The organism is Desulforhopalus glucosivorans (assembly GCF_054397165.1).
In genome coordinates this window covers 2,338,569-2,354,778 of record NZ_AP044854.1, presented here as the reverse complement: position 1 = coordinate 2,354,778, position 16,210 = coordinate 2,338,569, and the positions used below count along the sequence as shown (strand labels likewise).

The 16,210-nt window shown below is 44.1% G+C and carries 17 protein-coding genes and 1 riboswitch; of the genes, 4 read left to right on the top strand and 13 right to left on the bottom strand.

Annotation, left to right across the window (positions count from 1 at the left end; genetic code table 11):
• The first annotated feature begins 37 nt into the window (after window positions 1–37).
• From ACX6CI_RS10125 to ACX6CI_RS10110, 4 genes are all read left to right on the top strand, one after another.
• Window positions 38–895, top strand: coding sequence for a hypothetical protein (locus ACX6CI_RS10125; protein ID WP_458778043.1), 858 nt, complete (start codon window positions 38–40; stop codon window positions 893–895).
• Between the two features lie 186 nt (window positions 896–1,081).
• Window positions 1,082–1,228, top strand: coding sequence for a hypothetical protein (locus ACX6CI_RS10120; RefSeq protein ID WP_458778042.1), 147 nt, complete (start codon window positions 1,082–1,084; stop codon window positions 1,226–1,228).
• Between the two features lie 176 nt (window positions 1,229–1,404).
• A complete protein-coding gene (locus ACX6CI_RS10115) occupies window positions 1,405–1,836 on the top strand; it encodes a DUF2721 domain-containing protein (RefSeq protein ID WP_458778041.1) in 432 nt (143 codons plus the stop codon).
• A gap of 140 nt (window positions 1,837–1,976) precedes the next feature.
• The gene (locus ACX6CI_RS10110) at window positions 1,977–3,104 is read left to right on the top strand and encodes an HD-GYP domain-containing protein (RefSeq protein ID WP_458778457.1); all 1,128 of its coding nucleotides are present in this window, start codon (window positions 1,977–1,979) and stop codon (window positions 3,102–3,104) included.
• A 39-nt stretch (window positions 3,105–3,143) separates the two neighbouring features.
• On the opposite strand, the gene cobJ is transcribed toward ACX6CI_RS10110, so the two are convergent.
• From cobJ to ACX6CI_RS10045, 13 genes are all read right to left on the bottom strand, one after another.
• Window positions 3,144–3,914 carry a precorrin-3B C(17)-methyltransferase gene (cobJ, locus tag ACX6CI_RS10105; RefSeq protein ID WP_458778040.1) on the bottom strand — a complete coding sequence of 257 codons (771 nt, stop codon included), beginning with the start codon at window positions 3,912–3,914 and terminating at the stop codon, window positions 3,144–3,146.
• Window positions 3,866–4,846 (bottom strand): cobalt-precorrin 5A hydrolase, encoded by a 981-nt coding sequence (locus ACX6CI_RS10100; RefSeq protein ID WP_458778039.1) that lies wholly within the window; start codon window positions 4,844–4,846, stop codon window positions 3,866–3,868. The genes cobJ and ACX6CI_RS10100 overlap by 49 nt, the downstream gene beginning before the upstream one ends.
• Window positions 4,846–5,649, bottom strand: coding sequence for a precorrin-4 C(11)-methyltransferase (gene cobM / locus ACX6CI_RS10095; protein WP_458778038.1), 804 nt, complete (start codon window positions 5,647–5,649; stop codon window positions 4,846–4,848). The genes ACX6CI_RS10100 and cobM overlap by 1 nt, the downstream gene beginning before the upstream one ends.
• Entirely contained in the window at window positions 5,646–6,860 is a 1,215-nt protein-coding gene (gene cbiE, locus ACX6CI_RS10090) for a precorrin-6y C5,15-methyltransferase (decarboxylating) subunit CbiE (RefSeq protein WP_458778037.1), read from the bottom strand. Before cbiE ends, cobM begins: the two co-directional genes overlap by 4 nt.
• Window positions 6,853–7,929, bottom strand: a complete 1,077-nt coding sequence (locus ACX6CI_RS10085; protein ID WP_458778036.1) for a cobalt-precorrin-5B (C(1))-methyltransferase — start codon at window positions 7,927–7,929, stop codon at window positions 6,853–6,855. Before ACX6CI_RS10085 ends, cbiE begins: the two co-directional genes overlap by 8 nt.
• Window positions 7,930–8,559, bottom strand: a complete 630-nt coding sequence (locus tag ACX6CI_RS10080) for a precorrin-8X methylmutase (RefSeq protein ID WP_458778035.1) — start codon at window positions 8,557–8,559, stop codon at window positions 7,930–7,932.
• Between the two features lie 4 nt (window positions 8,560–8,563).
• Complete coding sequence (locus tag ACX6CI_RS10075) at window positions 8,564–9,904, bottom strand: cobyrinate a,c-diamide synthase (RefSeq protein WP_458778034.1); 1,341 nt, start codon at window positions 9,902–9,904, stop codon at window positions 8,564–8,566.
• The gene (locus tag ACX6CI_RS10070) at window positions 9,904–10,878 is read right to left on the bottom strand and encodes an ABC transporter substrate-binding protein (protein ID WP_458778033.1); all 975 of its coding nucleotides are present in this window, start codon (window positions 10,876–10,878) and stop codon (window positions 9,904–9,906) included. Before ACX6CI_RS10070 ends, ACX6CI_RS10075 begins: the two co-directional genes overlap by 1 nt.
• The gene (locus ACX6CI_RS10065) at window positions 10,878–11,675 is read right to left on the bottom strand and encodes an ABC transporter ATP-binding protein (protein ID WP_458778032.1); all 798 of its coding nucleotides are present in this window, start codon (window positions 11,673–11,675) and stop codon (window positions 10,878–10,880) included. Before ACX6CI_RS10065 ends, ACX6CI_RS10070 begins: the two co-directional genes overlap by 1 nt.
• Window positions 11,668–12,708, bottom strand: a complete 1,041-nt coding sequence (locus ACX6CI_RS10060) for a FecCD family ABC transporter permease (RefSeq protein ID WP_458778031.1) — start codon at window positions 12,706–12,708, stop codon at window positions 11,668–11,670. Before ACX6CI_RS10060 ends, ACX6CI_RS10065 begins: the two co-directional genes overlap by 8 nt.
• Window positions 12,709–12,723: 15 nt before the next feature.
• A complete protein-coding gene (locus ACX6CI_RS10055) occupies window positions 12,724–13,692 on the bottom strand; it encodes a hypothetical protein (protein ID WP_458778030.1) in 969 nt (322 codons plus the stop codon).
• Between the two features lie 272 nt (window positions 13,693–13,964).
• Entirely contained in the window at window positions 13,965–14,687 is a 723-nt protein-coding gene (cobI, locus tag ACX6CI_RS10050; RefSeq protein WP_458778029.1) for a precorrin-2 C(20)-methyltransferase, read from the bottom strand.
• Window positions 14,688–14,886: 199 nt separating this feature from the next.
• A riboswitch (cobalamin riboswitch) is annotated at window positions 14,887–15,072 on the bottom strand.
• Between the two features lie 145 nt (window positions 15,073–15,217).
• Window positions 15,218–16,018, bottom strand: a complete 801-nt coding sequence (locus tag ACX6CI_RS10045) for an LbetaH domain-containing protein (RefSeq protein ID WP_458778028.1) — start codon at window positions 16,016–16,018, stop codon at window positions 15,218–15,220.
• Window positions 16,019–16,210: the final 192 nt, after the last annotated feature.

The window sequence follows — 16,210 nt, the reverse complement described above, 5'->3', positions numbered from 1 at the left end:
GTGCTGATGAGTAGGAAAAAAGTAAACGGGGTGGTAAATGGATATTAAAAGAGCTGATAACCTAAAACTTGACCATGTGATTAGGTATTCTTGGTATTCACCTATTGTTGGTGCTCTTTCGATAATTTCATGGATTGTCTGTGCTTTTTTCTTATATGTGTTCAAAGAGGTGCCACTGTTTTTATTTGTTGTGAATCTGGTTTGTCAGTTGAGTTTCATTGTTATATTAGTTAAGCAATTTAAGAGTCATTTTCAGCTGGGGACAAAATTTCTTCTTGGTTTCCAGGACAAAAAACTTGTGGTTCCTATTAATTGGCAAGTTAAAAATCCTGAAAGTGAACTGGGACTGTATCTATCGCTTAGTGCAAGTGAATCTCAAAAGATCCATCTTGTGCATGAAACAAGAAGTATTCCTTTGCTGCTGGGAGGGAAGGTTAAAACAAGAGTAAAAACAAGAATAATTGAATCAATATTTATTGAAATACATCTAAATTCTGAAATGGACGATGATCTGTTTCATCGTCATCATAGAGTTGTAACATCTGAAGGATTTACAGGTTCCCCTGTCTGTTTTCCCAAAAGAGATATCGTTCAGTATTATATTGATGGTAATTCGTTACAAGAAAAGAATATTTTTAATAACCTAAAGAAGTATTTCCCAGGAGCCTTTGAAAAGGAGCCTCAGAAGAGGATATTCACTCTGAAGTCTGATGAACCGGATTTCAGGAATAAAGTCATTGGGGAAGTTAGACGATTGACCTTTCTCGGTGAACGATCCCTGGCAGACAGCATGCTTAATTATTATGAAAGAGATTTAGGGGATCAATTGTTTTCTTATCTTAAAAAAAATCTGGAAGAATTTTCATTTCTTTATGATACCCCCCTCATTGAGTGAGGTGAAGCCGCAACTCACTAATTTCACCTGTGAGGATGAAATTAGGAGGTTGAGATTTGTACGGGGTGAATGTCGCAGGCGACATTCACCCTTTTTTTTGATTTTTTTTATGAACTATAATAGGGATGTGAAAAAAACTGCGCTACTCTACTCTTGCATGCAGGTAATCATAGGCAGAAATGGTGCTTGACTCTCACTGATCCTGGGCTCACTAAACGTGAGGACGGAATCATCGATAAAGAGAATCTCAACCTTGTGGTAGATGGTCTTGAGGCCGCCTGTACTGATGTGGGAGATCAGGTTACCCATTTAGGATACTGTGGATGGTTTTGAAATCAATTTTTTGTAGCAGAATAGGGCTCTAAACGTTTAAGATATGCGGCCTTGTATGGTTTGAGAAGACCGCGATTAATGTCAATGGAGCGGTTTAGGCCAGTAGTAGTACGAAAGAAGATGAAGTCTTTTCATCATTCCCCAAGTAAACCTTAACTTATATTAGCTGTACTCATATGGATATTACAATTACCACACCTGCATTACTGTTTCCTGCTGTTACCTTCTTACTTGTTGCCTACACCAGTAGATTTCTTGCTATTAATGCGCGGATTCGAAGTTTATATGAGCGGTATCAAGAGAGATCTGACGAGGTTATCATTGCTCAGATTATGAGTCTAAAAAAACGAGTTGTTCTTATTCGTAATATGCAAGCCTGTGGAGTGGGGGGACTTTTTCTTTGTGTTTTTTGTATGCTTGTACTTTTTGGCGGCTGGTTACAGGCAGGTAAAATATTATTTACCGGAAGTCTGTTGTTGCTTCTTGCTTCTCTCGGACTGTCTCTTATTGAAATATTTATATCTGTTGATGCAATAAGCCTGGAACTAAAGGATTTTGAAGAACGAATAAAAAGAGAAAAGATTGCAGAGAAAAATGGTGATACATAAATTTGAGTCATCCTGGCCAAATTGATTAAATGCGAAAAATATCAGAACATTTTTGAAAAATAATTTTTCTTAGGTATACTTAAATAGATTGTTAATAGTCATTTGTTAGTTTTCTTTTTAAGGGCGAAATTGTGACAGAAATGCAACCGAGCGGTATGGATACGAATAGTAAAAAACATCGTATACTTGTCATAGAAGATCAAGAGGAAATACGTAATCTGATAGCCAACTATCTTTGTAATAATGGCTATGATGCCAGAACTGCCGAAAATGGTCTTGATGGTTTATTTATATTGGAACAGTGGTCTGCAGACCTCGTGACCGTCGATCTGAATATGCCAATCATGAATGGACACACCTTTATTGAGAAAGCAATTGCCAGATGGCCTGAATTACCCATTGTGGTCGTTTCTGGCATAGGTGCAGTTGAAGAGGCAGTAGAAGCTCTTCGTCTTGGTGGTCGGGATTTTATCACTAAACCCATTGAGAATTTTTCACTGCTTGATAACACCATAGTGAGGGCTTTGGAAGGAGTTGAGCTTGCCAGGCAGAATCGTCATTATCAGAAAAATCTCGAAAAAATGGTTGACCTCAGGACCTATGAACTTGAGGAAACCAAGAGGCAACTCCTTTACAGTCTAGGTAAATCAGCGGAATACAGGGATAATGAAACTGGCCGTCATGTTATCAGAGTGGGGGAGATTTGTGCCCTTCTCGGTAAGGCTAGCGGTATGCCAGATTCCATTGCCAAGACCTTTGGGGAGGCAGCTCCACTGCATGATATTGGTAAAATAGGTATCTCAGATACGATTTTACTAAAACCTGGGAAACTCACCGGAGAAGAGTGGGAGATTATGCAAACCCACTGTGAGATTGGTTGTAATATCCTGCGTCATTATACAACGGATCCGGAGGCTGAGGAACTAAAGTTTAACGAAATACATGCCATGGCTGAGGATCTCGAGCAGCTTTCTATCCTTGATATGGCGATGGTAATTGCACTGTGCCACCATGAGAAGTGGGATGGAAGCGGGTATCCATGCGCTCTATCAGGGGAAGCTATTCCAATGATTGCTCGGATTGTAGCAGTAGTTGATGTTTATGATGCTCTTGGAAGTGAGAGGCCGTATAAGAAGCCGTTGCCAGATGAGCTTTGTCAGAAGATTCTTCGGGAGGGAAGCGGCAATCATTTTGATCCCGACGTCATCGAGCTGTTCTTTAGTAATCTTGACGAAATTCATGAAATCAAACGACGCTGGATGGATTAATGGCGCCAGCGTCGCTTATCGAAATAAAAAACTGCTCAATTAAAGGCTGTATTTATCGCTGTAACCCCGGGGAGTGACCATAAGGTCGTTCCATTTATAGGTCTGGCTGTTGCCAATAATGACAGTTGACTGCATCCCAATTTCACTTTTCAGCATCTCATCAAGTGTGGTGATAACGATTGTTTCGTTTTCTCTTGTCGCAGCTGTAACAATCCCTACCACAGTCTCGGGCTTTCGATGCTTGAGAAAGATTTCACGAGCTTTTACAATCTGCTCAGTTCTTTTCTTTGATTTAGGGTTGTAGATTGCCGTGACGAAGTCCGCCATTGCAACTGCCTCAAGGCGCTTTTCAATAAGTGGCCATGGGGTGAGGAGATCAGAGAGACTTACCGCTGCAAAGTCGTGCATCAGTGGCGCTCCGAGTCTGGCAGCACAACTGTTCACTGCGGCAAGCCCTGGGAGTATCTCTATCTTACACGTGGTGTTTGACTTCTGAGCCATTTCAAAGACGAGACCTGCCATGGCATAAATACCGGGGTCTCCACCGCAGACAAGGGAAATGCTTTTGCCCTCTTCTGCAATATCCAGAGCCTTTCTGCAGCGATCCACCTCTTTCATCATCTCAGATGAAATGACATCTTTATTCTCTAAAAATTCAGGAATAAGCTCGAGATAGGTTTTATAACCGATGATGACATCTGATTTTTTCAGGGCATTGATCGCAGCAACAGTCATATATTCTGCAGAACCAGGTCCGGTTCCTACGACGAAAAGGGTGCCTGTGCCACTGCCATTGTTATGTTTTTCCATTTGCGTTTCCTACTAAGAAGGAGAGTACTTTTAGCGCTCAAGAGAGACGCCGGTTCGGCAACCCCAATGGCACCTACCGCCTTTAAAGCGGCAAAGGAAATCTCCAGATTGGTTTGAGAGTTTATACTGTTTTTGTCAAAGAAATCTATGGACCAGTTGTTTTGTTCAGCAAATTGCAATAATCCCACTTCATCATTTTTTTTATCGATGGAAGCGAGGTTTCGTATGCTTTTTGTACTGAGTTGCAGATCAGAAAAAAGTTCGGTCAACGCCTCTTCAAATTCGCTGGCAGGGGTACCCCTGTTACAACCGGTTCCAACCACAAGGTTTTGAGGGTAAAACTGTACTGCATGGGCAACATCATATTTTTTATGGGAGACGATGATTCGAGCAGCGTTAACATCGTCACACCGTTTCAAGCCTTTTGGAAGAGGGGCTATCTCAACTTCTACATAGACAGGGAGGCAGCCGGAGTTTACAAGCTCTGTGCTTACTGCTGTTAGCTCATCTCTACCTGGTGGTGTCAGGTTGTTTTCTTTAGCCCACAAATCCAGTGCGACGAGCCCTAAGGTGTCAGATGCTGTTGTTATTACAGGTCTTCCACCTGTTATGGTTGCAATCTCTGTTGCAAGTGCATTGCCTCCACCCAGGTGGCCGGATAGTAAGCTGATAACATGGGCACCGTTCTGATCACAAACGAGCACACAGGGATCAGAGTTTTTATCACCAAGCAGGCTGGCAATGGAGCGTACAACAATTCCAGTTGCCATTATACAAATAAAGCCGTCGTACTCATCCCAGTGTCTGGCAAAGAGGTCTGCCACCTTATCCGAATCTTTTCTTGGAATAAGGTGGGCTGTTTCAAGTTTGTCCGCAATGGTGGAAGCAAGGTCTTTGCCACCCTTTGTGACTGCAATGAGACCGAGCTTCATTAAGGCTTCACTCCTTTTCGGTATTCATGGGTGAAGGCCTTGTCGTACAGTTTTGAAAGAGCGGGAGGTGGACTGTCGGCTAGTACATCGCCAACGGCAATCATTGCGGTTTTTGTTATATTTGCATCAGCCACCTGCTGGGCAATGGTCCCAAGTGTTCCACGGATCTGGCGTTCTTCAGGCCAACTGGCTTTTTCAACAATAGCCACAGGGGTCTCACTGGTGTATCCACCCTCGATTAATTCTTTAACAACGTCAGTTATCATTCCAACGCTTAAGAATATCATCATTGTGGCCTGATGGGAGGCGAGAAGATCTAGACTTTCTTTCTCAGGGACAGGTGTTCTTCCTGTTCTTCTGGTAAAGATCACAGTTTGCGATACTTCCGGCAGGGTGAGTTCTGTCTGCAGTGCAGCAGCAGAAGCTGTGGCTGAACTTACGCCTGGGATAACTTTGAAGGGGATGTCGTTCTCGCGCAGGAGCGCAATCTGCTCATTAATCGCCCCATAAATTGATGGGTCACCGGTATGGAGACGAACAATCTTTTTACCGTTTGTATATCCTGCAAGAATGATGGCGAAGACCTCATCGAGGTTAAGGCCAGCAGAGTTATGTATTGTAGCAGAAAGCCCTGTGATAAGAGGTTTAGGCACAAGGCTGCCAGTATAAATTACAATATCCGCCTCTTTTAAGAGGCGCTGACCTTTTACCGTAATGAGTTCGGGGTCACCTGGTCCGGCACCGACAAAGTGGACGAGGTTGGCAGGTTGCTCATTGCTTTGGTTGGGTGGTGTCTGGTTCATCGACTGCCTGTAGTAATGGTTATGGGGTTAAAGGTAACTGTAGTGTTGTTACAGTCGGTTCGTGTGACATTGATAGTCGTTGTTTCCACTGCAAAACTATTGATTTTGAGCTGCTCCGGGGCTTCCTCGATTGTTTTTGCAATAACGCCATTTATGACGATACGCCCATCTTCGGGGAGCAGTTCTTGTGCAAGTTTGGTGATTGAGGGGAGTGTACCACTACTTCCGCCCACAAAAATCCGATCTGGTCCTGGAAGATTTTGAAGAGATTCAGGGGCCTTGCCAAAGACAGGGACAATATTATAGCAACCAAACTTTCTTATATTAGCCTTTATGTTAGCAATCTCTTCTGGCTTGTGTTCAATGGCAAAAATGGTGAGCTCAGGATGTGTTCTGGCCGCTTCAATGGAGACTGAACCACTTCCAGCCCCAATATCCCAGAGTACTCCTTTTTTTGGGAGCCTTAGTTGGTGTATGGTTGCTGCCCGAACCTCATTTTTTGTAATGAGTCCTCGACTATGAATTACCTCATCTTCAGTGAGACCAAAGGTTGCAGGGAGTGATTCCTGTTTAGAGCTGTTTGTTGTGATGATCATCACATTAAGAGCCGCAAAACTCTCGGTACTGGCCTCAGCTAAACTCCCTGAAAAGAGTCGCTGGTCCGGTAACCCAATGTTTTCTGCAACCATGACGCGGATGTCACTTACCAGCCTGTCCTCTTCAATGAGTTTAAGGTATTCAAGAGTGGAACGGCTAATGACAGTGGGGCTGTTAGTTTTGTCCGTAAGCAATATGGATTTTTTATGGGGTAATACAAGGCCTGGGATATGCCCATGTTCACGGCCATGAAGTGTGAGAATAATAGCATCGTCCCAATGGGTCTTACAGAGGGCGGCTGCTCGTTGAATGGAGGAGAGTGCCGGATGAAACTCAACTGGTGTTGGTCCAATTTCATTTAAGATTTTTTTGCCTATTCCATAGAAAAGAGGATCTCCGCTAGCAAGTACTGCCACGTTCCCGTAATTAAGCTTTTCTTTGATCTCTTCAATGGCTTTTGAGACCGGGCTGATGTTGTGAATTGCTATATTAAGTTCTGCAGCTAGACCTTGCAGGCGCTCGGTTGCAAACAGGTAGGAACATTGAGTCAGTAACTGTTTGTTGGTTGCTGTTAGTAATTCATCTGAGACACCGATGACAAAGAGCTTAAACATGGGCAATTACCTCAGTCTTATGATCAATCAGATAAATATGCACCGTTGTCCCGGCAATTTCTTCTGCATACTCTTTTGCTTTGTGGCACACCTTGGTGATGAGCTCAGTCTGTCCCGTCGCTTCAATATGAGTGAGCATCTCCCGGGCAGTGTTTGATTTATGCAGCAGTTCTATTAGTGGAGGCTTGGCCCCAAGGGAAATGAGTAGGTCAGCCCCTTGGGCCACTTCCAGTGCTCCATTTCTCACATGGGTTTGCGGGATTTTAAGTGCAGCCTTCATGACCTTTGCCCACATCCCGGAATAGTGGACTGTGCTAAAACCTTTGATTTTTGCTTCATTAAGTGAAAAGTGTAAATAATCTCCCATCATGGCGTAGGCCTCTTCGGGGAGATCGAGTAGCTGCTGGGCACCTTTTTCAGATGTTCTGCCTGTGGAAAGTACAACATCATTAATGCCAGCTTCTCTTGCCACATCCATACATGCTGAGATCGTAGCAGTCCAGGCGTCGGCAGAAACAGGACGGACTATACCCGTTGTTCCAAGAATGGACAGCCCACCAATAATTCCCAGTCGGTGGTTCAAGGTTTTTTCCGCCAGGAGTTCACCATTTTTCACCGAAATCGTAACTGTGAGCGCCTCTCGGGTAACTTCTTGTATTGCCCCAAATATCATCTGTCTTGGAACTGGATTTATAGCTGGTTCACCAACAGAGATAGCAAGCCCTGGTTTGGTAACCACGCCAACCCCTTTTCCTCTATATAGTTGAATATTGTTACAGACAACATAGGGCCCATCGGGATTTATGGGGTGTTGAAGCGTAATTGTCGCACAGATCTCGGCCTTATTAGTGACATCAGGGTCGTCTCCTGCGTCTTTTATAATAGACGCAGTGGTCGTATCACCCTCAGTGACACACGAGTGTACAGCAAAAGATTTTTGAGAAGAATCCGGAAAAGTGATTTCAACACTTGCGGGTGGTTCACCGGTAACAGCAGCAATAGTTGCAGCCTTTGCTGCAGCTGCACTACAAGCACCTGTGGTGAAGCCACTTCTTAGTCGTTTTGCCATTTACTCCGCAGCCAATCTGATCATTGCATTGACGATAGCTGCAGCCACGGGGCTGCCACCTTTACGACCAAGGCTTGTTATGTAGCAGTCATTCTGCTCCACAAGAAGATCCTTTGACTCAGCAGCATTAACAAAGCCAACGGGAACACCAACTAGAAGAGGGCGCTTCCCTTGCATTTCAGCCGTTGTACGGATGGCCTGAACAAGTGCTGTAGGGGCGTTACCCATGGCAACAATTCCAATGGAGTCATCAAGGTATTGTGAAATCGCCATTTCAGATCTTGTGGTAACCGCATTTTTGGCAGCCTCTGCTACATTGGGGTCTGCAACCTTGCAGATAACTTCGCCACCAAATTTTTTCAGCATCGCTTTACTGACGCCGGCTGCGACCATGTTCACATCAGTAAGGATGTTCTTCCCACTTCTTATGGCCTCAATACCAGCCGCAACAGCACCCGGTGCAAAACGCATATTTTCGGCAAACCCGAAATCTCCGGTTGCATGGATGACGCGTTGGACAATTTTAAAGGTGATGGGATCAAAAGAGTGGTCCCCGATCTCACGTTCAATAATTCTAAAACTTTCAGCTTCTATATCTGCAGGTGCAATTTGTTGTAATTTTACAGCCATATTCTTACTCTCTACAATAGTTGATAAAAGCGGTTGTCACCTGTGGTGAGTAACCGAAATGCAGGTGCATATAACCCCCAAGGACACGGCGATAGTTGTATCCTTCCTGGGCGCCGTTGTTTACCTGATATATGCGCGGGATAGAACTGTCCATTTCTTCAATGTTAGAATAATGGAATTCGTGGCCACGCAATGTTGTGTTTTTTGGTCCAAAGCAGGAGGGGGCTTGCGTTATGACCTCCCTGTACCCAAGACTTGCTCTTTTGCTCTGCATGGCAGATAGAACCGGAAATGCACCAACCAGTGAATGCTGGTTTCCATCGTGATCGACTATACCCTTTGTGAGATACATAAAGCCGCCACATTCTGCGTAAACAGCCCCATCATTTTCAATCCAGGTCCTTACGTTTTCAAGCATGGAACTGTTTTCACTCAGCTCCATTGCATAGAGCTCAGGATAACCACCACCAAGATAAATACCATTAATATTTTCAGGTAGTTTCTTGTCAGTCAGAGGGCTGAAGAAGACCAACTCGGCCCCATGTTCTTTGAAGATGTCAAAGTTGTCTTCATAGTAAAAACAGAATGCCTTGTCCCGGGCGACTGCAATTCTACAGGGTTCTTTGGGTTCAACTGCGGTCTTTGTTTTGTTCTGAATGGGGGCAAAGGTGGAACAGAGTTCCATGAGTCTGTCGAGGTCAATGTGGTGTTGTATTGTCTGGGCCAGAACTGCAATGTTTTTGTAAGATATTGGTGCTTCATCCCCTGTGAGCAGGCCAAGGTGTCTTGAGGGAATAGAAAATTCAAGGTTTCTAGGTAAATATCCGAGTATCTCGGCCTTACAGTTTTTTTTGATGGCATCGGTTACAAGTTGTAGATGCCTCTCACTTGCAACATTATTGAGTATTACGCCCTTGATGTCAGCGCCTTCTTTGTAGGTCTCAAAACCTTTAACGATGGCTGCAGCACTGTCTGCCATTGAACGCACATCTAAAACGAGGATATTGGCAATACCAAGGGTTCGTGAGAGTTCGCCACTAGACGATATTCCCCCGTCAAACATCCCCATGACGCCTTCAATAACCGCTATATCAGCATCTTGGATATTGGTAGAGAAACATTTTCTTGTATGCTCTTCCCCACTCATCCAGAGGTCAAGGTTTCTTGATTTTACACCTGTGACCAGTTCATGGAGGCCGGGATCAATAAAATCAGGACCACATTTAAACGGTTGAACCCGCAGCCCCATTTGCTTAAAGGCCGCCATGAGTCCTAGTGTAACAGTTGTTTTGCCGGAGCCACTGGATGTTCCTGAAATAACACAGGCAGGGATCTTGTTTGTCATTATTGTATCTCCGATACAGGATCAAGGGGCTCAAAAAACAGAGTATGAAGCCTGCTGATGCCTTCTAAGATTCGTAGCGTGGGTCTTGATACCAGCTGTTCTTCAACAAGGTAGATCTTATTTTCACGTACGGCACGTATGGCTTTAAATCCGGGTTCATTCGCAATTGTTTCAATGCTGACTGGGTTCATACGTCCGTGCTGGCTAATGAAGATATCAATTTCATTGCCTCGACTGAGTAACTTTTCCTTACCAAAGTAGGCAATGTTGGTATTTCTGACCCTGTCTGCATCACTCGCAATGTTGATACCACCCGCCGATTCAAGAATAAAGATACCAATGCTTGTTTCAGCAAAGGTTTTCATTTTCTTATGAATAGCTTCAAAATAGACCGTGGGCCGATCTTCCATGGGAATACCTGCAACAATCTGTCGATTTTTTTCAATCTCTTTTTCAAACTGCTCCACCATGGCGTGGGCTTCCTGCTCGTGACCACTTAAAATCCCAAGGTTTTTCCAGTACGTAAGCATCTCCTCTGTACTGGTTGGCTGGAGTGAAATAACCTCAATTCCAGCAGAGCGTAATTTTTTTACAAACTCAGGATATGATCGTTCCACCATGGGGCGGATAAGAACGAGATCAGGGTTTTGTCCGATAAATTTCTCAGGGTCCTCGCGGTAGGAAAACTTTGGCTTGTCCAGTATTTCTTTAGGGTAATCATCACTACGTGATATGCCGACCAGTTGATCCATCGCTCCCATGGAACAGAGATTTTCTGTATGGGCTGAGTAGAGGGATATAATTCTTGTGAACGGTTTGCTCACTATAATTTTTCTCCCGTGACTGTCATAAATTTCTCCAGCACAGGAATTATTTACAGCTGTAATAAATAGTGTCAGAGCACATACCAAAAAAATAGAAGATGATTTCGATCTACACCCCTTGGCACTATTAATGAAGAATGAACCAGTCATTATATCTCCTGTTGATAGTGAAAATTTACCTGTTGTGACTGGTTGTATTCATCCCATACGATGGTGCTCTCCACCCCGAAAACCTCTTCAATGATTTCTGTTGTGAGAGTGCTGGCGGTGGCACCAGTCCTGGCAATGGTGCCGTTGTTCATAATGAGCAACTCATCACAGTAGGCAGCTGCGAGGTTAAGATTATGCATGACAGCAATGACGGTTCTGTTCTGCTGTTCCACTAGTTTTTTTACGAGATTGAAGATCTGCAGGGTGTATTTAATATCAAGACTTGAAGTAGCCTCGTCAAAGAGCAGTAGGGGAGTGTCCTGAGCAAGAGCCCTTGCCACTACTGTTCGCTGTTTCTGACCTCCGGAAAGTGTGGAGGTGTATCTGTCACGCAGATCTGAAATACCAATTGCATCCATGGCCTGATCGACTTTTTCCCAGTCCGTATTTGAAGGAGATGCAAATCGTGGAATATGCGGATGTCTTCCCATCAACACAACTTCTTCCACTGTAAAACCAAAGCCTGTGTCATATTCCTGGGGTACAAGGGCCAATTGCCGGGCAAGATCGCGTTTACTGTACCTGGTGAGTGGTGTATCAAAGAGGCGCACAGTACCTGATGATGGCTTTTTATTACCTGTCAGAAGATCTAAAAAGGTTGTTTTTCCACAGCCGTTTGGTCCAATTATGCCATAAAACTTACCTGCCTCCAGTTTAACAGTAATGTCTTTTATCGTAGCTGTTTTACCATAGGAAAAGTCGACGTTTTCAGAGGCAAGAACGATTGTATTACTCATAGGCCCGCCCCTTTTGTTTCTGTCTAAATATTATACAGAAAAATGGCCCGCCTATGAGTGCTGTCAAGACTCCAATTGGTACTTCCATTGGTAGGACGGCTCTTGTAATAGTATCGGCAATGAGAAGTAGAATAGCTCCAGCAAGGGCGGAGGCCGGGATGAGTTTTCGGTTATCCGGCCCCACAATGTATCGCATGAGGTGGGGAACTATTAGGCCTATGAAACCGATTATTCCGGTAAGAGCCACACATATTGCTGTTACAAAGGATGCACTGATAAGAAGAATCTTGCGAATTTTAGCCGTTTCAACCCCAAGGGAATCTGAAGACCTTTTACCAAGGGACATAATGTTAAGGTCTCTGCTAAAGTAGAGGGTGATACAGAGTCCAAAACTTACTGTTCCTAAAAGAAGTAGAACTCCACTCCAGGTGGATGAACCAAAGCTTCCCATCAGCCAGAAAATGATAATGGCAACCTGTTCATCGGCGAGGTACTTCATAAAACTTATTCCGGCGGACAGAATTGCACCGACAATGACCCCGGAGAGTATAAGAGTCTGGGCAGAGATAAGGCCATTGAAAGTGGAAAGGCGCATAACAACAAAGAGTGTTGCAATGGCACCTGCAAAGGCAAAAAGTGGTGTTGAAAACTGGCTCCAGAGAGTAAGGTTTGCCAGTAGTGCAAGAGAGGCCCCAAATGCGGCCCCACTACTGATACCAAGGGTATACGGGTCTGCAAGGGGATTCAGTAGGATTCCCTGATAGATAACTCCACTTAGAGCAAGGCCTGCTCCCACTAGAGCTGCTGTGAGTATGCGGGGCAAGCGTACGTCCATTACAACATAGGGAACAGAAGGTTCAACATTGATGCTCAATTCAGGCGCACTAAAAAGATGGGTTCCTATAACCCGTAGAATGTCCTGCCATTGGATCTGCATATAGCCCATGCTGGTTGAAATGATAACTGTGCAAAGGAGCAAGGCTATCAGGCAGCAACTCAATAGCAGGTTCTTTTTATAAGGGTTTGTGCGCATAGTTTTCCAAAAGGCCTATAATATTGCACTCAGACTAAAATAAATTACAGAAACAAATATAAGACAAAAGGCTCTTGTCAACTGACTTACTGCTACAAGTTGAACAGCAAGGCGTGGTGTATATATCCCGGTATAGTATGGGAGTTGGTGTCGTATTGCCCGTATTGGTGTGGAAAGAATATTACCGACCAGAAGCGCCATGACAACCTCGTTGTAGGTGAGGCTGTTTTCGGCCAGTAGTGCACTGGCTGCTGCAAGACCTGCCGAAAATTCGGTTGTAACGTGTAGCAAAACGATACCCACAGCCTTGGGATTTAACCAGCTTATCAGGATGCTGCTCTCTGCAAAATAGTGTTCTAGGGTCTCAAAGATGCCATACCAGTTAAGACAAAAGAAAACCAGATAGACAGGGATAAGAAACTTAAGAATCTTAACTATTCGTTTTTTTATCCTCTTTACACTTTTTGAAAAGGCTTCGGGGATGGTTGTTTTCTTTTTGCCTGCCGGTGGATCAGGGAGCGGTTCAGTATTTTTCGGCAGTAAAACGGCCCCTAAGGTAACTACCAGTATGGTCTGTAATATTGCTCCACTAAAGGTGAGGCCAACATATATGATGGCTCCGTATTTTATGAGTGGTGCAGTAAGAAAAAATACCGTTGGCAGATGGAGAAAAAAACGTGGAAGAGAGTTAAAAAGATTTGCAAGGACCAGCTCTTTTTGTGATATTTGTCCCTTGTCATATGCCTCAGCAAGAAGTGTGTTGGCTGAAACACCAGAGAAAAAGGCTACGGAAAAACTTGCACCTGTTAATGTGGAGAGGTGTCCGCGCCTGATAAGCGGCCGTGCCAGTGTGGCGAGCTTGTGGGTCCAATTGAGGCTTTCTATAAAGCTTGCAATGAATAACCCTAAAATGATGAAGCAGGTGATTCGGCCAATGGGAAGAATGACCTGTGGCCATAGCGCTGAAAGGAGTTCTTGTTCCATACTCTCAAAAGAAAAATTAAAAAACAATGAAGCCTTTTGTAAAAATGACAGCTTTTTTCAATAGCAAGGCATGTGTTTATTTCCCAGGCATGCACTTGATATCGGAGTCTACGCTTACCTGGAGTCTACGCTTACCTGGAGTCTACGCTTACCTCTAAGTACAAAAAATGAGCATAACATCGAGACTGGGCAAAAGTGAGTTTTGCAAGTGGCTCAGTATGATAACTCCCGGCTGTACTGCTACAGTCTGGAGAATAGTATAGAAGAGTTAATTACTTCCGTACAACCATTGTGGAAAAATAGTGGAGCTCCTTACCGACAGTTTCTCTAACGTCTGTCCACACCCTTTGATCTTCAAGGCTGCATCGCTCAACCAGCACTGCCTTATCGATCAGGTCCAGTTCTTCAAGCAGTGGCACAAGTTTATCCATCACCTTGAAAACCTTCATGAAAACAGCACTGTCACTATTTGTTAAGATTTCTTTTATCTTTTCGTCTTCAAAAGTCGCGGGAATCACAACAAGGCGCTCATCTCCGAGACAGAGAGGCATCCCAGAAGCCGCAGATGTTGCTCCAATGGCTGATACTCCGGGAATAATCTCTAACTTGAACGGGGTACCATACTCCTGAAGTGTTTCACAGACATAAAATCCAGTGGAGTAGATTGCAGGATCTCCCAAGGTGGGAAAGACAACATCCTTTCCACTATCGAGAATCTCTATGATAGTTTTAGCAGCTTCATTCCATGCTGCTTTAACCTCAGCGTCCGGTTCAGCACATCTTTTCACCTGCTTCATGGGAAAATGATGACTGAGTATCTTTTTTTCGGCTGACTGTACAGTGCCCTCAACAATTTTAAGGGCCATACTGCCACCGTTTTCAAAGGCGGAGGGAACAAACCAGGTATCACATTTTTGAAGCACATTCACGGCTTTTAGAGTCATTAGCTGTGGGTCACCCGGGCCAACACCTACTACATAAAACGTTCCTTGCATTATCTGTCCACCTTCTCATAGAATTCAATATAGTGACGAATAACGTACTTCGGCTTATATTCTTCACCCAAAATCCAACATGTAAAAGATTGCTGAGCAACACCAGGTGGTGGAATAAAAAAATCCCCGGATCAAATTAATGATCCGGGGATTCCCTGTTTCCTCGTCTCGGGTGCGGCTATCCTTGTCCACGGGATTACCTACATCAGCGTTTCAAGCAGGTCTTCTGACTTCTGGATCATCCTTCATCCACACCTTCCCAGGAATATTCCCAGTGGTTCATTAAGGTGGATTCTGTCCCCAGTTACAGCGGCGGGCCCGTTTCCGATTTTCACGGAATTCCCTCATAGGCTAAAATAATAGCACCTAAAACGTAATAGAGACTTAACAAAGGTGAAACCAATAAGTCAATATAATTATCTAACTTATTCCCCCCACCCTTATGTTGCTGCCGGCACTTCAAGTGTTGTAATCATGTGTCGTGGGTGGCTTGATCTTGAACGAAAAACCTAATTTGCAACAGGTATATACTATCTGATAATAGCCCTTGCTTCATGGAGACCTGCCTTAGCCGTAATATTGGGTAAAAGTACTGCGTTTTTTCCCATAAGTGTTCCGGGACTAGTGACAGAGTTGCAGCCGGTTTGACAACCATCGGCTAATATTGCGCCTAATTTTTTTCTTTCTGTGTTGACCATCTCGTTGTCGAGCAGGATATGGATGTTGCCGCCAATAAATTTCAAGTTGGCAAACTTGGTTCCAGCGCCCAGATTGGCGTTTCCGCCCAGGATTGAATCGCCTACATAGGCAAAATGCCCAGCTTTTGCATTGTTGAGAAAAATGGAGTGTTTTACTTCAGTGGTGTGACCAAGAACGCAATGTTTTCCGGTCAGGCAGTAGCCACGTAAGTAAGCTCCTTGTCTCACCTCTGAGTAGTCACCGATAATGGCAGGAGATTTAACCATCGCACCGGTTTCAATGAGTACGCCCTTGCCTATGGCAATCTGCTGGCCGGTGATGACAGAACCCGCCATGATGACAGAAGCGCCCTCGAGGATCATTCCGCCACGTTTCACCTGCAAGCCTTTCTTGGTTGTATCCCCAAATTCGATTTCAAAATCATTAAAACAGAGCATCTTGCCCTCATGAATGATTACATGTTCTTTAAGGGGCATTCCTGTTGTAAAATATACTTGCTCATATTTGGGATAGTTGTAGCCATCCATATATGTTTTGAGATCGTTAAGTGGTTGCCAGACAGGACTTGTAGCATCAAAGAGGTCAGCGTTCGGAAAATCACTTAGATTAAAAAACGATTGTACTGAAATCATAAGGTTCCTCATAGATTGTAGAATAATAAGTATTGCAATAACGTAAGTTACTATGAAAGAATTAGACAGAGAGTTCAAGCGAAATTATTGATATGACGAGATGGTCGATATTGGTGGCTTGACTTAAGTTGCTTGCATGTTTAGTATTTCCGTGAATTTTACGGACAGTTACTGCGAGAGTGTCTATCTGTC

What these genes read in the sequence shown, in the direction of transcription:
- ACX6CI_RS10125 (WP_458778043.1), top strand. Translation starts at nt 38, where the DNA reads ATGGATATTAAAAGAGCTGATAACCTAAAACTTGACCATGTGATTAGG.
- ACX6CI_RS10115 (WP_458778041.1), top strand. Translation starts at nt 1,405, where the DNA reads ATGGATATTACAATTACCACACCTGCATTACTGTTTCCTGCTGTTACC.
- ACX6CI_RS10110 (WP_458778457.1), top strand. Translation starts at nt 1,977, where the DNA reads ATGCAACCGAGCGGTATGGATACGAATAGTAAAAAACATCGTATACTT.
- cobJ (WP_458778040.1), bottom strand. Translation starts at nt 3,914, where the DNA reads ATGGAAAAACATAACAATGGCAGTGGCACAGGCACCCTTTTCGTCGTA.
- ACX6CI_RS10100 (WP_458778039.1), bottom strand. Translation starts at nt 4,846, where the DNA reads ATGAAGCTCGGTCTCATTGCAGTCACAAAGGGTGGCAAAGACCTTGCT.
- cobM (WP_458778038.1), bottom strand. Translation starts at nt 5,649, where the DNA reads ATGAACCAGACACCACCCAACCAAAGCAATGAGCAACCTGCCAACCTC.
- cbiE (WP_458778037.1), bottom strand. Translation starts at nt 6,860, where the DNA reads ATGTTTAAGCTCTTTGTCATCGGTGTCTCAGATGAATTACTAACAGCA.
- ACX6CI_RS10085 (WP_458778036.1), bottom strand. Translation starts at nt 7,929, where the DNA reads ATGGCAAAACGACTAAGAAGTGGCTTCACCACAGGTGCTTGTAGTGCA.
- ACX6CI_RS10080 (WP_458778035.1), bottom strand. Translation starts at nt 8,559, where the DNA reads ATGGCTGTAAAATTACAACAAATTGCACCTGCAGATATAGAAGCTGAA.
- ACX6CI_RS10075 (WP_458778034.1), bottom strand. Translation starts at nt 9,904, where the DNA reads ATGACAAACAAGATCCCTGCCTGTGTTATTTCAGGAACATCCAGTGGC.
- ACX6CI_RS10070 (WP_458778033.1), bottom strand. Translation starts at nt 10,878, where the DNA reads ATGACTGGTTCATTCTTCATTAATAGTGCCAAGGGGTGTAGATCGAAA.
- ACX6CI_RS10065 (WP_458778032.1), bottom strand. Translation starts at nt 11,675, where the DNA reads ATGAGTAATACAATCGTTCTTGCCTCTGAAAACGTCGACTTTTCCTAT.
- ACX6CI_RS10060 (WP_458778031.1), bottom strand. Translation starts at nt 12,708, where the DNA reads ATGCGCACAAACCCTTATAAAAAGAACCTGCTATTGAGTTGCTGCCTG.
- ACX6CI_RS10055 (WP_458778030.1), bottom strand. Translation starts at nt 13,692, where the DNA reads ATGGAACAAGAACTCCTTTCAGCGCTATGGCCACAGGTCATTCTTCCC.
- cobI (WP_458778029.1), bottom strand. Translation starts at nt 14,687, where the DNA reads ATGCAAGGAACGTTTTATGTAGTAGGTGTTGGCCCGGGTGACCCACAG.
- ACX6CI_RS10045 (WP_458778028.1), bottom strand. Translation starts at nt 16,018, where the DNA reads ATGATTTCAGTACAATCGTTTTTTAATCTAAGTGATTTTCCGAACGCT.